The organism is Actibacterium sp. D185-2 (assembly GCF_054954595.1).
Genome location: NZ_JBPWNX010000004.1, coordinates 332,068 through 353,601 on the forward strand (window position 1 = coordinate 332,068; position 21,534 = coordinate 353,601).

22 protein-coding genes are annotated in these 21,534 nt (G+C 61.7%); 8 read left to right on the forward strand and 14 right to left on the reverse strand.

The window, feature by feature from the left end; translation table 11 throughout:
- Both ectB and ectA read right to left on the reverse strand, forming a co-directional pair.
- Nucleotides 1-1,290 carry a diaminobutyrate--2-oxoglutarate transaminase gene (gene ectB / locus ACSR1C_RS10235; protein ID WP_460258977.1) on the reverse strand — a complete coding sequence of 430 codons (1,290 nt, stop codon included), beginning with the start codon at nucleotides 1,288-1,290 and terminating at the stop codon, nucleotides 1-3.
- 45 nt (nucleotides 1,291-1,335) lie between these two features.
- Complete coding sequence (ectA, locus tag ACSR1C_RS10240) at nucleotides 1,336-1,866, reverse strand: diaminobutyrate acetyltransferase (RefSeq protein ID WP_460258976.1); 531 nt, start codon at nucleotides 1,864-1,866, stop codon at nucleotides 1,336-1,338.
- Nucleotides 1,867-2,117: 251 nt separating this feature from the next.
- On the opposite strand from ectA, the gene ACSR1C_RS10245 reads away from it, so the two are divergent.
- Nucleotides 2,118-2,594 carry a MarR family winged helix-turn-helix transcriptional regulator gene (locus tag ACSR1C_RS10245; RefSeq protein ID WP_460258975.1) on the forward strand — a complete coding sequence of 159 codons (477 nt, stop codon included), beginning with the start codon at nucleotides 2,118-2,120 and terminating at the stop codon, nucleotides 2,592-2,594.
- Nucleotides 2,595-2,666: 72 nt separating this feature from the next.
- Here ACSR1C_RS10245 and ACSR1C_RS10250 read toward each other — a convergent pair whose 3' ends face one another.
- From ACSR1C_RS10250 to ACSR1C_RS10280, 7 genes are all read right to left on the reverse strand, one after another.
- Nucleotides 2,667-4,415, reverse strand: coding sequence for a VTT domain-containing protein (locus tag ACSR1C_RS10250; protein ID WP_460258974.1), 1,749 nt, complete (start codon nucleotides 4,413-4,415; stop codon nucleotides 2,667-2,669).
- A 254-nt stretch (nucleotides 4,416-4,669) separates the two neighbouring features.
- Entirely contained in the window at nucleotides 4,670-5,779 is a 1,110-nt protein-coding gene (locus ACSR1C_RS10255; RefSeq protein WP_460258973.1) for an ABC transporter ATP-binding protein, read from the reverse strand.
- A gap of 4 nt (nucleotides 5,780-5,783) precedes the next feature.
- Nucleotides 5,784-6,677 (reverse strand): carbohydrate ABC transporter permease, encoded by an 894-nt coding sequence (locus tag ACSR1C_RS10260; RefSeq protein ID WP_460258972.1) that lies wholly within the window; start codon nucleotides 6,675-6,677, stop codon nucleotides 5,784-5,786.
- Nucleotides 6,674-7,546, reverse strand: a complete 873-nt coding sequence (locus tag ACSR1C_RS10265; RefSeq protein WP_460259285.1) for a carbohydrate ABC transporter permease — start codon at nucleotides 7,544-7,546, stop codon at nucleotides 6,674-6,676. Before ACSR1C_RS10265 ends, ACSR1C_RS10260 begins: the two co-directional genes overlap by 4 nt.
- Nucleotides 7,547-7,627: 81 nt before the next feature.
- Nucleotides 7,628-8,872 carry an ABC transporter substrate-binding protein gene (locus ACSR1C_RS10270; RefSeq protein WP_460259284.1) on the reverse strand — a complete coding sequence of 415 codons (1,245 nt, stop codon included), beginning with the start codon at nucleotides 8,870-8,872 and terminating at the stop codon, nucleotides 7,628-7,630.
- A 210-nt stretch (nucleotides 8,873-9,082) separates the two neighbouring features.
- Nucleotides 9,083-10,201 carry a CapA family protein gene (locus ACSR1C_RS10275; protein WP_460258971.1) on the reverse strand — a complete coding sequence of 373 codons (1,119 nt, stop codon included), beginning with the start codon at nucleotides 10,199-10,201 and terminating at the stop codon, nucleotides 9,083-9,085.
- Nucleotides 10,198-10,848, reverse strand: a complete 651-nt coding sequence (locus tag ACSR1C_RS10280; protein WP_460258970.1) for a dienelactone hydrolase family protein — start codon at nucleotides 10,846-10,848, stop codon at nucleotides 10,198-10,200. Before ACSR1C_RS10280 ends, ACSR1C_RS10275 begins: the two co-directional genes overlap by 4 nt.
- Before the next feature lie 102 nt (nucleotides 10,849-10,950).
- On the opposite strand from ACSR1C_RS10280, the gene ACSR1C_RS10285 reads away from it, so the two are divergent.
- Complete coding sequence (locus tag ACSR1C_RS10285) at nucleotides 10,951-11,985, forward strand: hypothetical protein (protein ID WP_460258969.1); 1,035 nt, start codon at nucleotides 10,951-10,953, stop codon at nucleotides 11,983-11,985.
- Here ACSR1C_RS10285 and ACSR1C_RS10290 read toward each other — a convergent pair.
- Nucleotides 11,966-12,946, reverse strand: a complete 981-nt coding sequence (locus ACSR1C_RS10290) for a ribose-phosphate diphosphokinase (protein WP_460258968.1) — start codon at nucleotides 12,944-12,946, stop codon at nucleotides 11,966-11,968. The two genes, ACSR1C_RS10285 and ACSR1C_RS10290, sit on opposite strands and share 20 nt — an antisense overlap.
- A 379-nt stretch (nucleotides 12,947-13,325) precedes the next feature.
- On the opposite strand from ACSR1C_RS10290, the gene ACSR1C_RS10295 reads away from it, so the two are divergent.
- Genes ACSR1C_RS10295 through ACSR1C_RS10310 form a run of 4 tightly spaced genes read left to right on the forward strand, consistent with a single transcriptional unit; the run spans nucleotide 13,326 to nucleotide 16,298 of the window.
- Nucleotides 13,326-14,309 carry a thiamine pyrophosphate-dependent dehydrogenase E1 component subunit alpha gene (locus ACSR1C_RS10295; RefSeq protein ID WP_460258967.1) on the forward strand — a complete coding sequence of 328 codons (984 nt, stop codon included), beginning with the start codon at nucleotides 13,326-13,328 and terminating at the stop codon, nucleotides 14,307-14,309.
- Between the two features lie 22 nt (nucleotides 14,310-14,331).
- On the forward strand, nucleotides 14,332-15,351 hold the full coding sequence (locus tag ACSR1C_RS10300; RefSeq protein ID WP_460258966.1) for an alpha-ketoacid dehydrogenase subunit beta: 1,020 nt from the start codon (nucleotides 14,332-14,334) through the stop codon (nucleotides 15,349-15,351).
- A gap of 1 nt (nucleotide 15,352) precedes the next feature.
- Nucleotides 15,353-15,595, forward strand: coding sequence for a lipoyl domain-containing protein (locus ACSR1C_RS10305; RefSeq protein ID WP_460258965.1), 243 nt, complete (start codon nucleotides 15,353-15,355; stop codon nucleotides 15,593-15,595).
- A complete protein-coding gene (locus tag ACSR1C_RS10310; RefSeq protein WP_460258964.1) occupies nucleotides 15,585-16,298 on the forward strand; it encodes a lipoyl protein ligase domain-containing protein in 714 nt (237 codons plus the stop codon). Before ACSR1C_RS10305 ends, ACSR1C_RS10310 begins: the two co-directional genes overlap by 11 nt.
- Nucleotides 16,299-16,571: 273 nt before the next feature.
- On the opposite strand, the gene ACSR1C_RS10315 is transcribed toward ACSR1C_RS10310, so the two are convergent.
- The 4 genes from ACSR1C_RS10315 to ACSR1C_RS10330 all read right to left on the reverse strand — a co-directional run bounded on the left by ACSR1C_RS10315 (nucleotide 16,572) and on the right by ACSR1C_RS10330 (nucleotide 19,888).
- Nucleotides 16,572-17,444: a hypothetical protein gene (locus ACSR1C_RS10315; protein ID WP_460258963.1), complete on the reverse strand. Its 873-nt coding sequence runs from the start codon at nucleotides 17,442-17,444 to the stop codon at nucleotides 16,572-16,574.
- Nucleotides 17,444-18,058, reverse strand: a complete 615-nt coding sequence (locus ACSR1C_RS10320; RefSeq protein ID WP_460258962.1) for a hypothetical protein — start codon at nucleotides 18,056-18,058, stop codon at nucleotides 17,444-17,446. The genes ACSR1C_RS10315 and ACSR1C_RS10320 overlap by 1 nt, the downstream gene beginning before the upstream one ends.
- Nucleotides 18,058-18,699 (reverse strand): hypothetical protein, encoded by a 642-nt coding sequence (locus ACSR1C_RS10325; protein WP_460258961.1) that lies wholly within the window; start codon nucleotides 18,697-18,699, stop codon nucleotides 18,058-18,060. Before ACSR1C_RS10325 ends, ACSR1C_RS10320 begins: the two co-directional genes overlap by 1 nt.
- Before the next feature lie 184 nt (nucleotides 18,700-18,883).
- The gene (locus ACSR1C_RS10330) at nucleotides 18,884-19,888 is read right to left on the reverse strand and encodes an HNH endonuclease signature motif containing protein (protein WP_460258960.1); all 1,005 of its coding nucleotides are present in this window, start codon (nucleotides 19,886-19,888) and stop codon (nucleotides 18,884-18,886) included.
- Nucleotides 19,889-20,161: 273 nt separating this feature from the next.
- On the opposite strand from ACSR1C_RS10330, the gene ACSR1C_RS10335 reads away from it, so the two are divergent.
- Nucleotides 20,162-20,479, forward strand: a complete 318-nt coding sequence (locus ACSR1C_RS10335) for an Arm DNA-binding domain-containing protein (RefSeq protein ID WP_460258959.1) — start codon at nucleotides 20,162-20,164, stop codon at nucleotides 20,477-20,479.
- 129 nt (nucleotides 20,480-20,608) lie between these two features.
- Nucleotides 20,609-21,355, forward strand: a complete 747-nt coding sequence (locus tag ACSR1C_RS10340; protein WP_462596922.1) for a site-specific integrase — start codon at nucleotides 20,609-20,611, stop codon at nucleotides 21,353-21,355.
- The last annotated feature ends 179 nt before the right edge of the window (nucleotides 21,356-21,534 follow it).

Here is a 21,534-nt window from a genome sequence, read left to right on the forward strand (position 1 = left end):
TTACTCCGCTGCGAATTGCTGTGTGGCGACCACATCGCGGGCCGCGTCGAGAAGAATGTTCAACCCCTTGCGGAAGGTCGCATCGGGGGTGGTCAGCGGTGCCAGCACCTTGACCACCTGATCTTCGGGGCCCGAGGTTTCGATCACAAGCCCGTTGGCGAAGGCGCGCGCGCAAATCGCACCGGCCAATTCACCCGAGCCCACATCGACCCCCTGCATCAGTCCGCGCCCCTTGAGGAACGCACCGGGGATCAGCGCGGCCAGATCGGCCAGCCCCGTGGTCAGCGCCACCGCCTTGTCGGCCAGTTCGTTCTGGAACGCGTCATCCGCCCAGAATTTTTCGACCGCGACGCGGGCGGTGACAAAGGCATGGGTGTTGCCGCGGAAGGTGCCGTTATGCTCGGCCGGGCCGAACACGTCATGCTCGGGCCGCACCAGCATCAGCGCCATCGGCAGGCCGAAGCCCGAAATCGATTTCGCCATCGTCACGATGTCGGGGGTCACGCCCATATCCTCGAACGAAAAGAACGTGCCGGTACGCCCGCAGCCCGCCTGAATGTCATCGATGATCAGCAGCGCGCCATGCGCCTGCGCCAGGTCGGCCACACGCCGCACCCATTCGGGACGCGCGGCGTTCAGACCGCCTTCGCCCTGCACGGTCTCAAGGATGATCGCGGCGGGCGCGTCCATGCCGCTGGAGCGATCGCTCAGCATCGCCTCCAGAAACTTGGTGGTATCGCAATCTTCGCCCATATAGCCGTCATAGGGCATCCGGGTGACGCCGTTCAGCGTCATCCCCGCACCGCCCCGGTGATAGCTGTTGCCGGTGGCGGCCAGCGCCCCCAGGGTCACGCCGTGAAAACCGTTGGTGAAGGCAATGATGTTGGTGCGCCCGGTGACCTTGCGCGCCAGTTTCATCGCGGCCTCGACCGCATTGGCGCCGGTGGGGCCGGTGAACATCACCCGGTGATCCATTCCGCGCGGGGCAAGGATATGCTGATCGAACGCGCCCAGGAAACCGGCCTTGGTATCGGTGTGCAGATCCAGCCCGTGGGCGATCCCGTCACCGGCGATGTGCTGCACCAGCGCCTGTTTCATATCCGGGTCGTTGTGCCCGTAATTGAGCGAGGAACACCCCGCCAGAAAGTCGATATAGCTGCGCCCCTTCACATCGGTGATTTCCGATCCGCTGGCACAGGTGAAAACCGTGTCGAAGCTGCGGCAGTAACTGCGGGCATCGGATTCACGGCGTTTGAAAATACTGATTTCGGCTGACGTATCAGACGACATGGTGGAACCTTTGTTTTGGGAATGGGAGGGGCGGCAGCGCCGGGATCAGGCCGCGCGCCTTGCTTGTTCGGCGAAAGAGATCGTGACCATGTGTTCGGTCGCGTGATGGCCATCAAAGTGACCCTCGCGGGTGAAATGCGCCGCGCTGTCCAGCGCGCCGCCGATACCGTCGGCGAGCCGGGAAAACAGCGCCCACGAGGCCGCGTTATCCGTGGTGATGGTGGTTTGCAGGCGGGTCACCCCGGCACAGGCGGGACGGTTCAGAAGCGCCAGAAGCATCCGGCGCCCAAGCCCGCAGCCGCGCGCCGCAGGCGACACGGCAACCTGCCAGACGAACAGCGTTTCGGCATCGTCCGGTCGCGTATAGCCCGAGATCCAGCCGACAACCTCGCCATCACGTTCGGCAAGGACGCAGGTATCGGCGAAGTGGTCGCACTGAAGCAGGTTGCAATACATGGAATTCTCATCCAGCGGCTTGCAGCTTTTTACAAGCGCCCAGACCGCCGCGCCGTCGCCCCCGGTGGGCCGGCGCAATGTAACAGCATTGCGGGAAACCTGTTCAGACCTGTTTTGCATGACCAACGCGCCTCTTTTTACTTCGCTTTGCTAAATATATGGCGGCGAGGTTATTATTTCAAGAAGCGAAGTGAATTGACCCAATATGAACAAAATATGTCATAAATTATGAGATTAATAATTTATAAATCTAATCAATTTCCTGAAATCTCTGATTTACAAAGCGAACCATTACCAGCAACAACGCGCGAAACGGTTGAAACCTGTGGATTCCTCTGCAAAGTCGTACCAGCCCTTGCCCCGGAGATGTGATGGATCGCACCGATGTCAGCCTGATCGCATTGCGCCGCATTCTGCGCGCGACCGAGCTTTACGGGCGCAAGCTTGCCAAAGAGGCCGGGCTGACCGCCGTGCAGTTGCGCGTGCTGCAGATCGTCGCCGAAAAAGGGTTCAGCACCCCCAAAGAGCTGTCGGGCCGGATGGGGGTCACGCAGGCCACCGTGACGGCGCTGATCAACAAGCTTGAAACCAAGGGGTTGTTACAGCGCCAGCGGTCCGAGACCGACAGGCGGCAGACCAATCTGCTGATCACCGATACCGGCCGGCAAACCGTCGCCACGGCCCCCGATCCGTTGCAGCAACGCTATGTGCGGGAATTCGAGGCGCTGGAGGAATGGGAACAGGCGATGATCGTCGCCGTGCTGGAACGGGTGGCTTCGATGCTGGATGCCGAAGACATGGACGCATCGCCCGTGTTGGCCGTCGGCGATATCGAACGCTCGGGCTGAACCGGCAGGGCGCGGCCCGGCAATGCCGAAAGTCTGATCCATTCCTTGTCCCGGACCTTCGCCACCGGCGTATCATGACGACGGCGGGTAACCGGTTATCATCCGGTGCTGACGCCACGCCGCGATCAGCATCGGCGCCAGCCCCTTGGGGCGATAGCCGCGGGCCCGGTTGCGCGCGCCGATCTCGAACAGCAGGCGCTGCTGCTCGAAAAGATCGCGGTAAACCTCGCGCAGCGGCGTCTCGGGGTCCCAGACATGGATCGACTCGCCCCCGGCGCCGTTGATCTCGATGATGCCGAACTCTTCGCCCTCGCGCAGCCGCTCGACCGATGCGAAGCGGATGTCGTAGCGGGCATAATAGAATTCAGGAAGCGCCTTCGAGATTTCGTCGAAGCGGCGCTCCAGCGCGGGTGTGATTTCCGCATGGGCATCGCGATAAAGGCCCCCGACCCGGTTGGAACCGATAAAGGACAGGCGCACCACCTCGCCCGCCGCCGGCACCCGGCCCAGCGCCTCGGCGCTGGCGCCCTGGTGCATCGCATCCAGTCCCAGATGGGCGCCGGCCTTCCAGGCGGTCCGTTCGCTGCCCAGCACCAGATTGCGCAGGGTCGAAACCCCGTCGCCGACCACATAGGGAAAATAGCGAAAGGTCAGCGACAGGATGCGGCCGCTTTCCTCGCCGGGCAGCCGGACATACAGCACCCCGGCCTCGCCATCCATCAAAAGCGGGCGTTGCAGCAGATAGCGCCGACCGGCCGGAAACGCCGCCAGATAACGCGCCAGCGCCGCGCTGTCGGGCAACAGTTGCACACCGTAGCCGCGCCATCCGACATCGGGCTTCACCACAACGGGAAAGGTCAGCCCCGCCGCCGCCATCGCCGCCTCGGCCGCGCGCAGGTCGTCGGCCGGATCGCCATGCCCCTGTGCGCGGGTCAATGTCGTATACTCGGCCAGCCAGCCCCGTTGCTCGGGCGCGACCATGTCCAGATAGGCCGATTTCGACTCGCCCCACAGGCCGCCCATCTCGATCTTCGGATTGGCGAGCGTCGGCAGCGACTGGCTCCGGTTGCGCAGACCCAGCCAGACCCATTGCGCGGCCAGCGGAATGTAGAAAATCGTCGTCGGCATCTTTTCAGCAAAGCTGATCGTATGGCGCAGCCGGGCCAGCGATGGCATGCCCGAATGGGTCGCCCCGGCGGGCCGGGCCGGTTTGGCCGCCTTGCGGATTGCCTGACTTCCGGCCCGGGCGAAACGGATGGCACGCTCCCAGTTCGGGCGCGCGCTGCTGGCCAGGGCGAATACCGCGAAGGCGGCAAGGGCGGCGATCCAGGACCAGGTTCCCAGCCAGGACAGCACCGCGCCGCCAAAGGTTCGGACCAGATAAAAGACGACAGGAAGATACAGCAGGGCCGTCAGAACCGTCAGAAGGCCGAACCGGCGCAGCGGCACCCGAAACATCCCGCAGGCGATATAGACCGGAAACATGAGCCCCGGCAGCGCGCGGGCGATCACGATCAGCGGCCCGGCATTGCTTTCGACCCAGATCCGCAACCGCTCGATCCGCTGACCGCCGATCATGCGCCGCAGCCGCACGTTGCGGCTGGCAAGATTGCCCACGCTGTAAAGCCAGAAATCGCTGACGATCATCCCCAGAAAGATCGCCCCAAGGGCCAACCAGACCGGCAGGCCATATTCGACGACCAGCATGGCGCCGGTGAAGATCGCCACATCCTCGTGCAAAAAGGGGATCACAAAAAGCAGCAGGCATTCCAGAAGATGGGCGTCCTGCGCCGCGATCATCTGGTCAATCAACCCGTTCATCCGCGCCCCCGGCGACGATGCCCGACAGGATGCGCCCCAGGACCGGCGCCCTGTCCCTGCCCGCCGGTTTGCCTGCCTTCAACCGCCATATCCGTCCTTCCCGATGGTTTGCGCAACTGCATCCCCGGTGCGGAAGCTATCCGGGCGCAGCCCGATCAGAATGCGTCAAACCACCACCGATATCATTGATCCATAACAACGTTCACGATTTTGCCCGACCGTGTGTCGGCATCGGCCGCAAGCCCTGGAACCTGTCAAAGCCGCATCCCGGTTTTCGCGTCGAACAGCTTGGCCTTTTCCATTTCGACCTCGAACCGGAACAGCGTGCCCTGCGGGCGCGAATCCTGCGGCCGGACGCGGGCGATCAGGTCGCGCCCGCCGATCTCGAACACCAGCATCGTGTCGGGGCCGGTCGGCTCTTCGACCTCGATCGGGCGCTCGAAGACGAAACGATTGGGACCGGGCAGTTCGGACCCCGCCGCAAAGATGGTTTCCGGGCGCAGGCCCATCACGACTTCCAGCCCCTCTTGGCCGTCCACGCGGCGCGCGATCTTGTCGGGCAACGGAAAGTGCAGCGGCGGGTCACCCGCGACATCGCAATCCACCACCATGCCGCCAATGTTCCGCAGTGTGCCGGGGATCATGTTCATCGGCGGCGATCCCATGAAGCCCGCCACGAACAGGTCGACCGGCTCCTCATAGATCGTGGTCGGGTCGGCGAACTGGCGGATATGACCCGCATCCATCACCGCGATCCGGGTGGCCAGCGTCATCGCCTCGATCTGGTCATGGGTGACATAGACGATGGTCTTGCCCAGTCTTTGGTGCAGTTTCTTGATCTCGGTGCGCATCTCGATCCGCAGCTTAGCGTCGAGATTCGAGAGCGGCTCGTCAAACAGAAAGATGTCGGGCTTGCGCACCAGCGCGCGCCCCATCGCCACCCGCTGGCGCTGACCGCCCGACAGCTGGCCCGGCTTGCGGTCGAGATAGTCCTCGATGTGCAGAAGCGTGCTGAACTCTTTCAGCGCGGCCTCCTGCTCTGGCTTGGGCACATGCCGTGTGGCCATGCCGAAGGTGATGTTGTCGCGCACCGTCTTGGTCGGATAAAGCGCGTAGGACTGAAACACCATCGCGATGTTGCGTTCGCGCGGTGGCACGTCGTTCACCTTTTCCCCGGCCATCAGGATCGCGCCGGAGGTCACGGTTTCCAGCCCCGCGATCAGGTTCAGCAGGGTGGATTTCCCGCAACCCGAAGGGCCGACCAGCACCACGAATTCGCCTGCCCCGATCTCCAGGTCGATGCCTTTGATCACCTCGGTCGTGCCAAAGCTTTTGCAGAGTTTTTCCAGTCGAATATCCGACATTGCGTTATCCCTTCACCGCCCCGGCCGCCAGGCCACGGACAAAGTATTTGCCTGCCACCACATAGACCAGAAGCGTCGGCAGCGCGGCGATGATCGCGGCAGCCATGTCCACGTTGTATTCCTTCACTCCGGTCGAGGTGTTGACCACATTGTTCAGCGCCACCGTCACCGGGTTGCTTTCGCCCACCGTGAAGGCGATGCCGAACAGGAAGTCGTTCCAGATCTGGGTGAACTGCCAGATCACCGTCACCACGATCGCCGGCAGCGACATCGGCAACACGATCCGAAAGAAGATGCCGAAGAACCCGGCCCCATCCACCTGCGCCGCCTGCACGATCCCGTCGGGAACCCCGATAAAGAAGTTGCGGAAGAACAGCGTGGTGAAGGCCAGCCCATAGACCGTGTGCACCAGCACCAGACCGGGAATGGTACCGGCAAGCCCCAGAAAACCCAACGTCCGCGCCATCGGCAGCAGGACCACCTGAAACGGGATGAAGGCGCCGAACAGGATCAGCGCGAAGATGATATCGGCGCCGCGAAACCGCCACTTGGTCAACGCATAGCCATTCAGCGCGCCCAGCAGGGTCGAAAGCGCCACCGCCGGAAGGACCATCATCACCGAATTCATCACATAGGGTTTCAGCCCGTGACAGCGCACGCCGACACAGGCCGACCCCCACGCCTTTTCCCAGGCGTCGAAGGTGACCGCGCGCGGCAGGCTGATCAGGGTGCCCATGCGGATCTCTTCCAGCGACTTGAGCGAGGTCGAGATCATCACCACCAGCGGCGCCAGATAATAGAGGCAAAACAGCCCCAGCACCGTGAACAGGATCACCCGCTGCACCGTCGGGCCAAGGCCGCTGCGCCGCACGATGCCGCTTTGTTGTGCGCGTTTCATCGGGCGCCCCTCCTCAGTTCGGAATAGAGATAGGGCACGATGATCGCGATCACGGTCATCAGCATCATCACCGCGCTGGCCGCGGCAAGGCCCAGTTCGCTGCGCTGGAAAGCATAGGCATACATGAAGGTCGCGGGCATGTCGGTGGCATAGCCCGGCCCGCCGCCGGTCAGCGCCATGACCAGATCAAAGCTTTTGATCGCCTGGTGTGCCAGGATGATGACGGTGGACATGAACACCGGCCGCATCATCGGCAGCACGATGCTGAAATAGGTACGGATGGTGCCGGCCCCGTCGATGGCGGCGGCCTTCAGCACCTCGTCATCGACCGAGCGCAGCCCGGCCAGAAACAGCGCCATCGCATAGCCCGAGGATTGCCAGACCCCGGCAATGACAATGGTGTAAATCGCAAAATCGGGGTTCACCAACCAGTCGAAGGTAAAGCTTTCGAACCCGAGCTGGCGCACCAGCCGTTCGATTCCCAGACCGGGGTTCATGATCCATTTCCAGACCGTGCCGGTGACGATGAACGACAGCGCCATGGGATACAGATAGATCGTGCGGATCACGCCCTCGATGCGAATGCGCTGATCCAGAAGCATGGCCAGCAACATGCCCACCACCAGGCAAAACCCGATGAACAGCGACGAAAACACCAGAAGGTTGCGCAGCGCCACATGCCAGCGCGGCGTGGCCCACAGGCGGTCATACTGTAGCAGCCCCTCGAACGTATAGTTCGGCAGCACGCCGGATTTGGTGAAGGAGATATAGGCCGTCCACGCGATGAACGCATAGACGAAGAACAGGCTCAGCGCGAACAGCGGCGAAACGACCATCTGCGGAAGCCAGCGGTCCAGAAATCGACCGATCGCGCGGGAGGGGGATATGCTGTGTGCCATGGCTCTGACAGGGGCCCGGCGCGGGATGCGCCGGGCCGCCTTGCCTTGCTGTTACTGCGCGCGCGCGATGGCGGCGGCAAGTTGCTGAACGGCCTCTTCGGACCCCATGTCGGAGTTGAAGAAGTTGGTCACAACGTCCATGAACTCGCCCCGAACCGAACGGGACACAGCCATTTCATGCGCCATCGAGGGCACCAGTGCGTCGCTTTCGATCGCGGCCAGCAGATCGGAATGCGAAAGCTGGGCGCAGGCATCGAAATCGTCCAGCGGCACATCCGTCCGGGCCGGGATCGACCCCTTGGCCAGGTTGAATGTCTTCTGGAAATCGGGCGACATGATCAGGCTGGCCAGCACCTGTTGCCCGGCCAGGTTCTCTTTGCCCTTCACCTTGAAGAAGGCGAAGCTGTCAGAGTTCAGAATGAACCCCTTGCCCGGCGTCGGGGCACACAGGAAATCCGTGCCCGGCACCAGACCGGCGGCCAGAAACTCGCCCTTGGCCCAGTCGCCCATGATCTGAAAGCCGGCCTCGCCACGGATCACCATCGCCGTCGCCAGGTTCCAGTCGCGGCCCGAAAAGTTCGGGTCGACATAGCCGCGCATCGTACGCATCTGATCGAAGACCGCGATCATCATGTCGCTTTTCAGCGCATCCTGATCCAGATCGACCAGCGCGGCACGAAAGAAATCAGCCCCGCCGATGCCCATCACCACATCTTCGAAGATCGTGGCATCCTGCCAGGGCTGACCGCCATGGGCCAGCGGGATGATCCCCGCCGCCTGCAGCTTTTCTGCGGCGGCGTTGAACTCTTCCCATGTGGTCGGCATTGCCGCCACGCCTGCCTTTTCCAGCGCGCTGGGGCTGCCCCAGAGCCAGTCGACGCGGTGAATGTTCACCGGCGCGGCCACATACTTGCCGTCATATTTCATGATCGAGGCCAGCGCGGGCGGCAGCACACCATTCCAGTTTTCGGCCTGGGCCACCGCATCGACATCGTTCAATGCACCCTCGCGGGCCCATTCGTGAATGCCGGGGCCTTTCAACTGCACCGCGGTGGGCGGATTACCCGCGACCACGCGCGCGCGCAGGGCGGTCATCGCCGCGTCACCGCCGCCGCCCGCGATGGGCGAGTCGATCCAGGTGCCGCCTTTCGCCTCGAACGCGCTTTTCAACGTGCCGACGGCCTTTGCCTCGCCACCCGATGTCCACCAGTGCAGAACTTCGACGGTGCCGTCCGCCTGCGCACCACCGGCGCAGACAGTTCCGGCCAGTGCCGCCGCAGCGAACACATGTTTCATACCAGCCATGGGACTCTCCTCTCCATAAAGGGTCGAGCCGCTTGCGCCTTGTGGCCGGGATGCCCGGTTTGTGCCGGGCGTGCAGTTCAACTGCTTGTCACCCGTTCCAGGCGGTCGCCGCAGGCTCTTCCCTGCAGGTACGCCCCTGAACGCCCCGACGCCTTGATCAAGGTCAATGGACGGTGGCGAAACCTGTGGGTCGGGCCTGTTTCAGTGTTTCATATCCAGATGCAGCGTATCTTCCGGCCCGATTGTCACGCCGCCGCCAAACATGGCGCATTCGCGCTGCATGATGGCGGCAAGGCGGGCGCTATCCGCCACGCCCGCCCGCATCAGCCGAAACGCGTGAATCCGGTATGGCAGCATCTCCAACGCGCGCAACGCGCCGCTGCCGGGGTCAAGATCGGCGACATAGGCCAACGCCAGATCGGTCGGGAACGCATCGTGTCCGCCGATGCCTTCGTAGTCGTTGAGCAGATCGCCACAGCCATAAAGGATCAGCTTGCCGCGATACCGCTCCGCCGCCTTGGGGTGATGCGACGAGTGGCCGTGCACGATGTCCACCCCGCCCTGTTCGATCAGCGCATGGGCCAGCGCCCGTTGCCAGTGCGGCACCGCGTAGCCCCAGTTTCCGCCCCAATGAAGCGACACCATGACGATGTCGCCCGGCCGCCGGATCGCATCGATCTGCCCCGCGACCAGGGCAAGCGTGGCCGGGATGTCATCGGACAGCGGGTTGACCCCCGGCGTCAGCGGCCCCGCACCCCAATGGGCAGGCACCCCGCTGCTGGCCGAGGCGAAGGCCAGCACGATCACGCGCCCCTTGCCCGCAACTGGCAACACCAGCGGCACCGCCGCCTCGGACGCGCCGCGCCCGGCACCGACCGACCCCACGCCGGCCGCCGCCAGCGTCTCCAGCGTCTCGACCAGTCCGGCGGCGCCCCAATCCATCACATGGTTGTTGGCCAGCACACAGGCGTCGATCCGTGCCGCTGTCAGCACGCCCGCATTGCCCGGATGCATCCGATAGTTGATGCCCTTGGGTTCGGCCCGGTCCGACGTGGTGATCGCGGTTTCCAGATTGATCAGCCGCAGGTCGCAGTGCCGCCGGTCAAGCTCGGCCAGCAGATCGCCCCAGACATAGGGCGCCGCGACATCGCGCGGCATGTCCGCGCCGGCACGTTCGGCCAGCCACACGTAATCCAACGCCGAGGTGACATAACTTTCGTAAAGCACCGGGTCATTATGCTGTGGCATGATCTGATCGATGCCCCGGCCAAGCATCACATCGCCCGCCAGGAAAATACGGATCGGCGCGGCGGCGGTCATCGCTTTGACGATTCGGCGCGCAGATGCGTCGCGAACCAGTCCGCCGCCAGCGCCGAAACGGCCGCCAATGTACCGGGCTCCTCGAACAGATGGGTAGCGCCCGGTACGATCGCCAACCGCTTTTCGCAGGTCAGCCGCGCCAGCGCCGCCTCGTTCAATTCGATCACTCCGAAATCAGCGCCGCCGACGATCAGGAGCGTCGGACAGGTGACCTGCGGCAACGCGTTGCCGGCCAGATCCGGCCGCCCACCGCGCGACACCACCGCCGCCACCGCGCCGGGCATCAGTGCGGCGGCCGCCCCGGTGCTGGCCCCGAACAGCCCGACCGGCAGATCCGCGACCCGCTCATCCCCTGCGGCCCAGCCGATCGCGGCGGCCACCCGGCGCCCCAGAAGCGGGATGTCGAATACATTGGCGCGGTCCGCGGCCTCCTCCTCCGTCAGCAGATCGAACAGAAGCGTCGCCAGCCCGCGCCGTTGCAGCGCGGCGGCAACCTGGCGGTTGCGCGGGCTCAGCCGACTGCTGCCGCTGCCATGCGCGAACAGCACAAGCCCCACCGCATTCGCGGGCCGTACCAGATCGCCGGACAACGGAATCGTCCCGGCATCGGCAGAAAGGCTGACAAGGTGCGACTCAGGGTGTTCCATACGCCGATCATACCGCATCGGGCCGCATCCTGTCTGACACGCATCAAGGACAGCCCGGTTTGCCCTGGTGCCATATACCGGCAACCCAAAGGCTGTGACCCGATGCAGAACCCCACGAATTCAGACGACCCACCCGAGGCCGACAAGCGCCGCTTTCTGAGCGACCCGGCCGCCTATGCGCATCGGCCGGACCGGGTGGATGTGGTCGAAACCCACATGTCGTGGATCTTTCTGGCCGGCAACCGCGTGTTCAAGTTGAAAAAACCCGTGCGCTACCCCTTTCTCGATTTCAGCACGCTGGCCTTGCGCGAACGTGCCGTGCGCGACGAATTGCGGCTGAACCGGCGGCTGGCCCCCGATGTTTATCTGGGCGCGCACCCGCTGCGGATCAGTCCGCAGGGCGCGCTGACGTTGCACGGCGAGGGGCGGATCGTGGACTGGCTGGTGGAAATGGGCCGCCTGCCCGAGGACCGGACGCTGGCCGCGCTGATCCGGGACGGCACGGTTCAGGCCCGTGATATCGATCAGGTGGCCGAACTGCTGGCCCGGTTCTATCGCGCGCAGCCCCCGGCGGGGATTGCGCCCACGGACTATGCCGCGCGCTTTGCCGCCGAGCACGAAAAGACCGCCACCACCCTTTCGGATCCCGCCTTGCAGCTCGACGGGCCACGCGTGGCGGCGATGCTGCGCTGCTTCGAGCAGGGGTTCGACGCCATCCGCCCGCTGCTGGAACAACGGGTACGCAACGGGCATGTGGTCGAGGGGCACGGCGATCTGCGGCCCGAGCATGTGTTCCTGACCGATCCGCCTGTGATCATCGACTGTCTGGAATTCAATTTCGGCCTGCGCAGCGTCGATCCGTTCGACGAGGCCGTCTTCCTTGGCCTCGAATGCGCCAGCCTGGGGGCGGCCTGGGTGTTTCCGATTCTGCACCGCCGCCTGACGGATGCGCTGAACGACCATCCACCGCCCGAGCTGCTGGCCTTCTACTGGCGTTACCGCGCGTTGCTGCGGGCACGTCTGGCCCTGTTGCACCTGTCGGAACATGAGGTGCGCACACCGGAAAAATGGCGTCCGATGGCCTGGCGCTATGTTGCGCTGGCCGAACAGGCGACGCTCAGAACCCGCCCGGAATAAGGCCGCTCAGGCTGCTGTCGTCATGCAGCCGGCGGATCGTTTCGGCAAACAGCGGTGCCGCGCTGTGTACCTCGATGCGGGCCAACGCCGGGTGGCCCGCCAGCCGGAAGGCCGGCACCGTATCGCTGGTCACCCAGCCGGCCAGTTCGGGCGCCATCAGCACCTGCGCCGCGCCGCCGGTGAACAGCCCGTGCGCGGCCAGGGCCCAGACATCGCGCGCCCCCGCCGCCCGCAGCACCTGTGCCGCGCGCAGCATGGTCCCGCCCGAGGCCACCATGTCATCGATCACCAGCACCCGCGCCCCGGCCACCTCGCCTGCCATCAGGCTGCCGCTGACCACGCCCGCGCTGCGGCGCTTTTCCATCAGCGCGAAGCCGACCGGGCGGCCGATCCGCATCTCCAGCGCCTCGCGGAACAATTGCGCGCGTTTCACCCCGCCCGGATCGGGCGAGGCCACAACAATCGGACCGTCCCCCGCCAGGTCCGCCGCGCGCGCCAACAGCACGCCGCGCGTGTCCAGCGCCACGGTCTGACAGCGAAAGGCGTTCTGGAACGCGGCCAGATTGTGCGCCTCCATCGTCACCACCCGGTCGGCACCCATGACTTCGAACAACTGCGCGACATAGCGCGTGGTGACCGGATCGCGCGGCTTGGTCTGCCGGTCCTTGCGGGCATAGGCCAGATAGGGAACCACCGCCGTCACCCGCGCCGCGCCATTGGTGCGCAGCGCGCCCATAAAGAACAGCAGACGGATCAGCTTGTCATTCGGGCTGTCCTGCGGCCCGCCATGCAGGCTGTGCACCACATAGACGTCGGCGCCGCGCACACTGATCAGGGGGCGGGCCTTATGCTCGCCATCCTCGAAGCCGCGCTCTTCGAGCGGGTCAAGCGGATGATTCAGCGCCTGCGCCACGGCGGTGCCGAAATCCTCGCTTCCGCCAAGGGCAAACAGGCGCAGCATGGTCACGCCCCCGCCGCCGCAAATCGCGCGGTCCAAAGGGGGTCAAGCCCGGCCAAGGCCAATTCCGTCGGTGAAAGGGGCATCGGTTGCCATCGCGTCACCATCCAAGACTGCGCCGAAAGACCGGCGGACGGCATTTCCACCGGGGCGCCGGTCGGCACCGTGGCGAAGGGAAACAACCTTTCGGCCTTTAGTCAACGCCCGATGGGAAACGCGCGTGGCCGCCGGTCGCCCCTTTCACTTTCTTTTTCCGGTCCGGGACACTTCTGATCCACATCAATGCAGGCACCCCCCGTCAGCATCTAAGGAACAAGAGGGCCGCTGCGCCCCGAAGTTGCCAAGTGCGACTTCCGTTCAAGCCACAAAGGGGAATGAACACATGCCTGCCAAATCACAGATTTTATGGATGTATGAAACCATGGAAAAGGCCCGCTATTACGAAGACACGATGGCGGCGGTCTACATGGAAGGAAAATCGCCGAAATTCGACATCGGCGCCGGCACCATCCCCGGCGAGATGCACCTTGCCGCCGGGCAGGAGCCTTGCGCCGCCGGTGTCTGCGTTCACCTGAAAACCGAAGATGCGGTGACGGCGACACACCGGCCGCACCATGTGGCCATCGCCAAGGGCGTGGACCTGAAAAAGATGACGGCCGAGATTTTCGGCAAGGCTGACGGCCTTGCCGGCGGGCGCGGCGGACATATGCACCTGCTCGATCCGGCGGTGAATTTCTCGTGCAGCGGTATCATCGCCGAAGGCACCAGCCCCGCCGTGGGTGCGGCCCTTGCCGCCAAGCTCAAGGGCACGGATGCGGTCGCGGTTTCCTATCTGGGCGATGGCGCGGCCAACCAGGGCGGGTTCCACGAAGCGCTGAACCTTGCCGCGCTGTGGAGCCTTCCGGTGATTTTCGTGATCGAGGATAACGGTTGGGGCATTTCGGTGTCCAAGGCGAAATCCACCGCCGTGCCGGACAACAGCGTGCGGGCGGCGGGCTATGGCATGCCGGGCTTTCACGTGGCCGACAATGACACGCTGAAACTGTTCGACGTGGCGGGCGAAGCCGTTGCGCGCGCCCGCAGGGGCGAAGGCCCGACGCTGATCGAGGTCGAGACCTACCGCTACTACGGCCACTTCCAGGGCGACCCCGAGATGTACCGCCCGAAGGATGAGGTCGCCGAGCTGAAGGCGAAGGACCCGATCAAGCGCCTGCGCGATACGGCCATCGCCGACAGCACGATCACCGAGGCCGAGGCCGACGCGGCCCGCACCCGGGCCCATGCCGCAGTGGACGAGGCCTTCGCCTTTGCCCGCGCCGCCGCCTATCCCGCCCCCGAAGACGCGCTGACAGCCGTTTTCGCGTGACATCAGTTCGAGGAGTCAGATCATGACCAGCAATCGTATTCTTCCCATGTCGCGCGCCATTTCCGAAGCCATCGCCCAGGAAATGCGCGCCGATCCGTCCGTTTTCGTGATGGGCGAGGATATCGGCACCTATGGCGGTATCTTCGGGGCCACAACCGGCCTGCTTGACGAGTTCGGCGAAGCGCGCGTGCGCGACACGCCGATTTCGGAAACCGGGTTCATCGGGGCGGGCGTTGGCGCCGCCATGTCCGGCATGCGCCCGATCGTCGAGCTGATGTTCGTCGATTTCTTCGGGGTCTGCATGGATGCCATCTATAACCTGGCGGCTAAGAACATCTATTTCTCGGGCGGCAACTTCAAGGTGCCCATGGTGATCATGACCGCCACCGGCGGCGGCTATTCCGACGGGGGCCAGCATTCGCAGACCCTGCACGGCATGTTCGCCCATCTGCCGGGGCTCAAGGTCGTGGCACCGTCGAACGCCTATGACGCCAAGGGCCTGATGAAAACCGCGATCCGTGACGACAGCCCGGTGATGTTCATGTTCCACAAGGGGCTTCAGGGCCTTGCCTGGATGGCCTCGCCCGATGCCGCGGCAACGGTCGTGCCGGAAGAGGATTACGCCATCCCCTTCGGCCAGGCCAAGGTCGTGCGCGAAGGCAAGGACGTGACCATCGTGACCCTGTCGATGATGGTGCACCGCGCGCTCGACGCGGCGGATGCGCTGGCGAAAGACGGGATCGAGGCCGAGGTGATCGACCTGCGGACCATCGTGCCGCTGGACCGCGACACGATCCTGAAATCGGTCGCCAAGACGGGCCATTTGATCGTGGTGGACGAGGATTACAAAAGCTTCGGGCTGAGCGGCGAAATCATCGCCACCGTGGCCGAGCATGACCCGACCTGTCTGAAATCCGCGCCGCGCCGCCTGGCCGTGCCGGATGTGCCGATCCCATACAGCCGGCCGATGGAGCAGTTCATTCTGCCCAATGCCGACAAGATCGCCATGGCGGCCCGTGAAACCCTTGGAAAGGTGGCATGACATGACCGACATTCTCATTCCTGCGGGTCTGTGGGATGTTGACGTGACCCCGGACGGCATCGTGGCGAACTGGTTCTTTGCCGACGGGGCGCAGGTCGCCAAAGGGGATGTCGTGGCTGAGATCATGGTTGAAAAGTCCACCTTCGATATAGAAGCGCCGACAGACGGGATTCTGCGCCGCAGCATCGCCAAGGATGGCGTGGTGCGCCCCGGCGTGGTGATCGGAATCGTGGATGCCGCCTGACCCGGCGGCCGCTGACGCCCTTGCCGTGGATCTGAGAACCTTCAGCTCCGCGGCAGAGGCGCTTGCGCGACAGGATTATTTCCTAGGCACCCCCTTTGCCCCGGATCAGCCGTCGCTGCTGATCTGGCAATCACCGCGCGCCTTGCTGGCCGCACCGGCAGATGCGCGCCTGCCGCAATTCCAAGAGCGGGCCCGGCGCTGCGCCGAAATCGGCTGGCCCGTTGCGGTGCGCCGTGGCGGCGGTGGCCTGTGCCCGGTCTCGGCCGGCACGCTGCAACTGGCGATCAGCCGCCCGGTGGCGGCGGGCGTCACCATCGAGTCCGGCTATGAGGAAATGGCCACGCTTGTCGAAGCCCTGCTGGGCCGGTTCGGCCTTACCGGCCAGCGCGGGATCTGCCCCGACGCGTTCTGCCCCGGTCGCTATGACATAGCAGTTGCAGGGCGCAAAATCGCCGGTTTGGCGCAATCCTGGCGCAGTCGCAGGGGCCAGAGGACTGCGACCACAGGCGCCTCCGTCATCTTCGATGAAGCAGGCACGGAACTGGCCCGCGCCGTGAACCTGTTCTACCGCGGCACTTCCAATGCCCCCGTAAAGGCTGATGCAATCGGATCGATCAGCCATGCGATGCACCGTCCGGTCACCCCGAAAGAGATCTTGGAGGGTCTTCGATCGCTGGTGCCCGCCCAGTCTTTGACCGGCTGACGGCCATTGGCATGACACACCCGATGCGACGTAGTGGATCAGTTGGATATGGCGCTTAGGAAAAAGTGGTGCCCGGGGGCGGAATCGAACCACCGACACGAGGATTTTCAATTAGCCTTGGGTTCCACGCAAACTGCCTCAGGATCGCTCAGCCCGTAACGTAGCCAATTGAAAACCTTAACCTTTACACTTGGCAGATCGTCTCGACCGGTCTCACGTCGGAGCATTCAAGCTCACCGCCTCTGCTACCCCAGTGATACCCAAGCGCGGCGATCAATACGTGCTGATCGGCTCTTGCTCAGGTCCTTGTTGTAGCAGTTTTGCTGCTCGTATGGGAGCGCCTAAATACGGTACCTCGTCGCTCAATAATCTCTCGAACGGGCCAAGGCCAATGTCGCTAGACATCGCCAAAGAGCCCAAAACCAACGTGTCGAAGTCCAACATCACAGAGGGACGCGGCATACGCTGCCAATGATAACTGTCCTTCATTGCGGATTGGATTGCCTCAAAACGACTGCTTGCGATTGCCTCAACACTTCGAAAGACGAAGGGGTGGTCAAGATCAAACTTGCTTTCCGCTGGCTCAATAAGCTTTTGCGTCATTCGCATATAGCTATCAATGGATAGACCAGTCACACCCACTTGGAAGCCTGCACGGCGATCCAAAGCCCGCCTGTACGGAAACTCTAAGCTCGATTTAATGGACCGCGCATCGCCCAAACACTCAGCTTGATAAAGCGCAAACAATTGACTTGTCGCTGTTCGCGCAGAGTTCTCCAAGGGGCGTGTACGACGTTCTTCTTCATCACCCAAACGATTTTGATTTCTGACGCTATCAATGAGGTCACCATGATCTTCGAGCGAGGGAACCGCTTTTTGCCCACCCGATAATGCGAGAAGTACAGCACCATGAATAAGTCCTAGTTCGAGAAAACCTCTCCCAGCTTTTTGGAGGAGGCTACGAGCCAAACCAGCGTCTTCGAGAAGCAGAGCAATCGAAGCGGCATCACGGTACGCGGTCGCTGCTATCGCCTGGCGCTCATAACCTTCCCCTTTGAATTCGGTATGAACGTCAGCGCGACCTATAAGAAATTTCAGCCGGTTGCGTAACCTATCCGGATCGATGCCAAAAGCCTCGTCATGCATTAGAAAAGTTCCCTAATGTTGCTGAGGACATTAGGCTCAACATACTTTGAATTCGGCCACGTGTGCTGCGGCCCCCATTGGCCGTGGCTTGGGTCCCACCATTCAACCCGTTCGATTTGGTTGGATGGGATGTGAACCTTAGCCGTTAGTTCGCCTTCTAGTTGGTAAGGCGACCATCTTTGGTAGATATTTAAGTCTCTTACGGCCTCAGCAACATTGCTGACCTCAACTGCGGGGTAGTTGCTCGTCGCCACCCAGCAAAAGAACAGTGCCCCAGGCCTCGTCCAGTCGTCTGTGGCAAACTGCAAGGCAGTATCGATGGCAGAGTAAGCAAAATTCTGTTGAAGGATGGTGTTTCTTTCAACTGAACCACTGGCCAAAGAGATAAATGGGGTTTCATCGCCGAAATTCTCGTAGTCGTGCAAATGGCGATCCAAATTGTGCGCTGTCAATACATTCGCAACCATGTGGGGGGTTATTATGTGCTCCTTTCTCCACCAATTCGACATAATGCCATGGTCCTGACTTATGATTTCCCGCGCTTCAGATTGTGTGAGGCCAGGCAAGCCAGAAGTATCACCTGCGATACCTTTCACGCACTTCTGGATATACATCAGCCCTTACGCCTTTCAGTTGCATCAAGTATCAAATTGAACAGTTCATCAGGGCGGATAGTTAACCCGAATGCTCCCTGAGGCGTGTCGCGCTGCACGCCTACATAGAAAATAACAAAAGGACTTGAAATAGAGGACAGAATTTCCGGTAACAGCTTGAGTCCAGCTTCCCCGTCGTTTTCACGTCCGATATCAGAGATCACGATATCATAGATCGCGCCTTCCATTTTCTTTCGCGCTTCTTCGTCCGTTCTCGCAAGATCAATGAGCACGCCGAGTTTCTGCAAGATGCTGATTTCGGGACTATTGTTCGTAGGATTGTCATCGATCCACAAAACTCGCGACGATCTTAGCAGCGGCCCAATCGTTCTCATTCTTCGGGCCAATTGATCCCGCAGTCCTGCCGACAGGGTGATATCTCTCGCCTCTGCGACCTCCTGCACCTCCCCCGACAACTCTAACTCAACCCCGGCGAACCCTAGCTTTGTCGCTCGGGAAAAGGCGGCTCTAATGGTTCTTGGCCCGACGATGAAAAAAACAGAAGCAAAGAAGAGTGCCCACAAAAAGTGTGGTGTGTACGGCAGTAAGTCAGACCAGTGAAACCCACTCTCAGTGTTTGAAAAGGAAATCCGAATATCCAAAAACTTCACCCTTCGACAATAAGTGGCTTGTCGCCGCTGGCTTCCTAAGCGGGCAGGCCAAAACCATTAATCTACATAGACGTGTAGCAGGAACCGTGGAAATGCCCAAATCGTTTTGATTTGGGAGTATCTAGACTTAGTCAGTTCACTACCATTCGAATTTGAGATTTTACCCCTACATCGGTCAACAATAGTCATCCATACAGTCTTCATAGCTGTCCCCAGTCAGCTCGCAAAACGTCTTTAGCGCGCCTTGCAAAGAGAAATACTGATGCTCGCTTCGATGAAAGAAGAACTCGCCGTTGATCGAGATTTGTGCGACAGCCCAATCTTTGATCGCATTGGGGCCGGGATTATGGGTCAAGACGATCAAGGTATCTTCGACGAGAGACCGCTGAACTACCAAGCTTTGATAGATGTCGTTTCGTGCAAAAACTTTGCCAAAAACAAGGTTTTCTGCATAGCGGTCCAGCGCATCACCGGTCACTTCAGATGGGCATTCGGGAAACTCCGTGGGTATCCTCCAGCGAACTTGGATGACTGAAGGGGTGAGAGACTCGTACTCTTCTGGGTCGGGCTCGAAATCCGCACGTTCAGCGGTGCCGTAAAGCCACTCACCAATTGCGCCACCACTGGGAACCGATCCGCTTTTCGCCCACTTCTCAAAGCGCGATTTTGTCTTTGCGGCCTCATCCTTCGATACGGTTCGCATCCACGACACGTCTGGATAGGAAGCATCACTTTGGATCTTCGACGGATCAGCTAGGAAAGCCTCGATTGAACCGTAGACCAGTTCAATGCGTCGCGCTGTGATCTCATTCAACAGAGCGTTTTCTAACCTCGTCAGCCAGCGCAGGTTTTCCGGTCGGTTATTCGCACGATTGGTGTCAATGTGGTCCACTACATGCTGATCTGTGGGCGGCTCGCCGTGAAATGCAGAGCAAACAATGCGGTGAACTGGGACACCCGCCAGATGCTGATATCCGGTTGTTTGGTTTTGGCGCCCGAAGGTCCACGTTTTGTCCAGTGGGCGGGCGCGCTTGCGATACTCGTTGAAGCGATAAACCGCGCCGTTATCGCGAACGAGATACCGCTCACCCCGATATTCGACTTCGATTTCGTTTTCGTAGATTTCAAGCAAGTGATCTTGATCGCCCACTGGCGAATTCGTTTGGTCCATAGATGGCATCACACTCTCCAGTGCAAAATTGCCTCGGCCTTCCCCAGACTACTCGATCTGGTGCCGGTTGTTGTCGGCAGACATGAAACAAGGCGTCAGGCGCTGCCTTATGCTCTGAAACGCAGGCGCAGAATGTCGTGCACATGGGCTAGAAGTCAACCAAGGATTGAAGCCCTCCAAGCACCAAGCTCATTTGATCGCTAGTGCAGAATGAGTCATCTCGCCTCAACGCATCTAGGATTGTCCCTGACGTGGCGTTTCCGGGTCTCTTATCATGGCTCTATGAAACAGAAACTCACCACAAAGTTCATCGAAACCAGAAAGCCCGACCCATCCAAACGCGTTGACTATCGCGACACGGTTGTTCCCGGCTTGGTCCTTCGCGTGAACAAATCTGGCACCAAGACCTTCAGTTTTCACAAGCGTATAAATGGGAAAATGAAGCGATTGACCATCGGCCAGTTCGGACCGTTTTCCCTAACGGACGCACGGGAACGAGCGCGACAAATCCTCTACGAAGTCGAAACGGGCCGCTTTGAACAGAACACCGGCATCGAGATTGAGGCTAAGCCGACACTGGGCGACGTGATCCCCGACTAGATCGAAAAGCACGCCAAGGTTCACAACCGCGACTGGAAGCGCAAGGAAGCCCTGCTGGCGAAGTTCACGACCCTGCACAGCAATCGCATCGACGAGATAAAGCGCGCCGATGTGGTGAAAGCCTGCGACGTGATCCACAAATCCGCGCCGGTCAGCGCGAACCGCGCGCTGGCCCACCTCAAGCACCTGATGGGGTGGTGCGTCGAGCGCGGCATGATCGATGCCTCCCCCATCGCCGGGATGAAGCCACTGTCCAAGGAACGGTCGCGCGAGCGCGTGCTGACCGACGAAGAACTGGGCGCGCTGTGGACGGCCTGTGACGCGGAAGGCTATCCTTTCGGGGATTGCATGAAGCTGTTGATCCTGAGCGGCCAAAGGCGCGCCGAGGTCGCCGAAATGCGTTGGTCGGAAATCGACCTCGAAAAACGCTTGTGGACCCTGCCTTCGCAGCGCGCCAAGAACGGCAGGCAGCACACGGTGCCGATCACCGACGCGATGCTGGACGTGCTGCGCAGGGTGCCGAGGTTCCTCGGGTCGGATTACGTGTTCACGACCACCGGCAAATCGCCCGTGTCGGGGTTCGGTCGCCTGAAAGACCGGCTCGACAAGGCGCTGCCCGAAGGCACGGAACCGTGGATCATCCACGACCTGCGCCGCACGATGTCCACCAACATGGCGATGCTGGGCGTCCCCCAGCCTGTCACCGAGGCGCTGTTGAACCACAAAACGGGTGTGGTCTCAGGGGTGGCTGCTATCTACAATGTCTATTCATACGCGGACGAGAAGCGCGAGGCATTGGGCAAGTGGAATGAGCGTATCGAAAAAATCACAGCGCCCAAGAATAATCAGCAAGCTGAAAGGCGACATCACGCCTGAGCGTTGGGTTGGTGAAGCCAGCAAGGACTTCCCTTGCGGTCATAATCCGTGGTCCGAAAGGGAGTGTCATGAACTCTGTGTATCTGGTTTGGCCCATGCGGGTTTCAGATACGGTCACGCGTTGAAGCGCTCATCGAACATGATAGCGAACTGATTGCGGGCGGCAAACCATTCCCGGA

Coding starts and splice junctions, on each gene's coding strand:
- ectB (WP_460258977.1), bottom strand. CDS start 1,290: ATGTCGTCTGATACGTCAGCCGAAATCAGTATTTTCAAACGCCGTGAA.
- ectA (WP_460258976.1), bottom strand. CDS start 1,866: ATGCAAAACAGGTCTGAACAGGTTTCCCGCAATGCTGTTACATTGCGC.
- ACSR1C_RS10245 (WP_460258975.1), top strand. CDS start 2,118: ATGGATCGCACCGATGTCAGCCTGATCGCATTGCGCCGCATTCTGCGC.
- ACSR1C_RS10250 (WP_460258974.1), bottom strand. CDS start 4,415: ATGAACGGGTTGATTGACCAGATGATCGCGGCGCAGGACGCCCATCTT.
- ACSR1C_RS10255 (WP_460258973.1), bottom strand. CDS start 5,779: ATGTCGGATATTCGACTGGAAAAACTCTGCAAAAGCTTTGGCACGACC.
- ACSR1C_RS10260 (WP_460258972.1), bottom strand. CDS start 6,677: ATGAAACGCGCACAACAAAGCGGCATCGTGCGGCGCAGCGGCCTTGGC.
- ACSR1C_RS10270 (WP_460259284.1), bottom strand. CDS start 8,872: ATGAAACATGTGTTCGCTGCGGCGGCACTGGCCGGAACTGTCTGCGCC.
- ACSR1C_RS10275 (WP_460258971.1), bottom strand. CDS start 10,201: ATGACCGCCGCCGCGCCGATCCGTATTTTCCTGGCGGGCGATGTGATG.
- ACSR1C_RS10280 (WP_460258970.1), bottom strand. CDS start 10,848: ATGGAACACCCTGAGTCGCACCTTGTCAGCCTTTCTGCCGATGCCGGG.
- ACSR1C_RS10285 (WP_460258969.1), top strand. CDS start 10,951: ATGCAGAACCCCACGAATTCAGACGACCCACCCGAGGCCGACAAGCGC.
- ACSR1C_RS10290 (WP_460258968.1), bottom strand. CDS start 12,946: ATGCTGCGCCTGTTTGCCCTTGGCGGAAGCGAGGATTTCGGCACCGCC.
- ACSR1C_RS10295 (WP_460258967.1), top strand. CDS start 13,326: ATGCCTGCCAAATCACAGATTTTATGGATGTATGAAACCATGGAAAAG.
- ACSR1C_RS10300 (WP_460258966.1), top strand. CDS start 14,332: ATGACCAGCAATCGTATTCTTCCCATGTCGCGCGCCATTTCCGAAGCC.
- ACSR1C_RS10305 (WP_460258965.1), top strand. CDS start 15,353: ATGACCGACATTCTCATTCCTGCGGGTCTGTGGGATGTTGACGTGACC.
- ACSR1C_RS10310 (WP_460258964.1), top strand. CDS start 15,585: ATGCCGCCTGACCCGGCGGCCGCTGACGCCCTTGCCGTGGATCTGAGA.
- ACSR1C_RS10315 (WP_460258963.1), bottom strand. CDS start 17,444: ATGCATGACGAGGCTTTTGGCATCGATCCGGATAGGTTACGCAACCGG.
- ACSR1C_RS10320 (WP_460258962.1), bottom strand. CDS start 18,058: ATGTATATCCAGAAGTGCGTGAAAGGTATCGCAGGTGATACTTCTGGC.
- ACSR1C_RS10330 (WP_460258960.1), bottom strand. CDS start 19,888: ATGCCATCTATGGACCAAACGAATTCGCCAGTGGGCGATCAAGATCAC.
- ACSR1C_RS10335 (WP_460258959.1), top strand. CDS start 20,162: ATGAAACAGAAACTCACCACAAAGTTCATCGAAACCAGAAAGCCCGAC.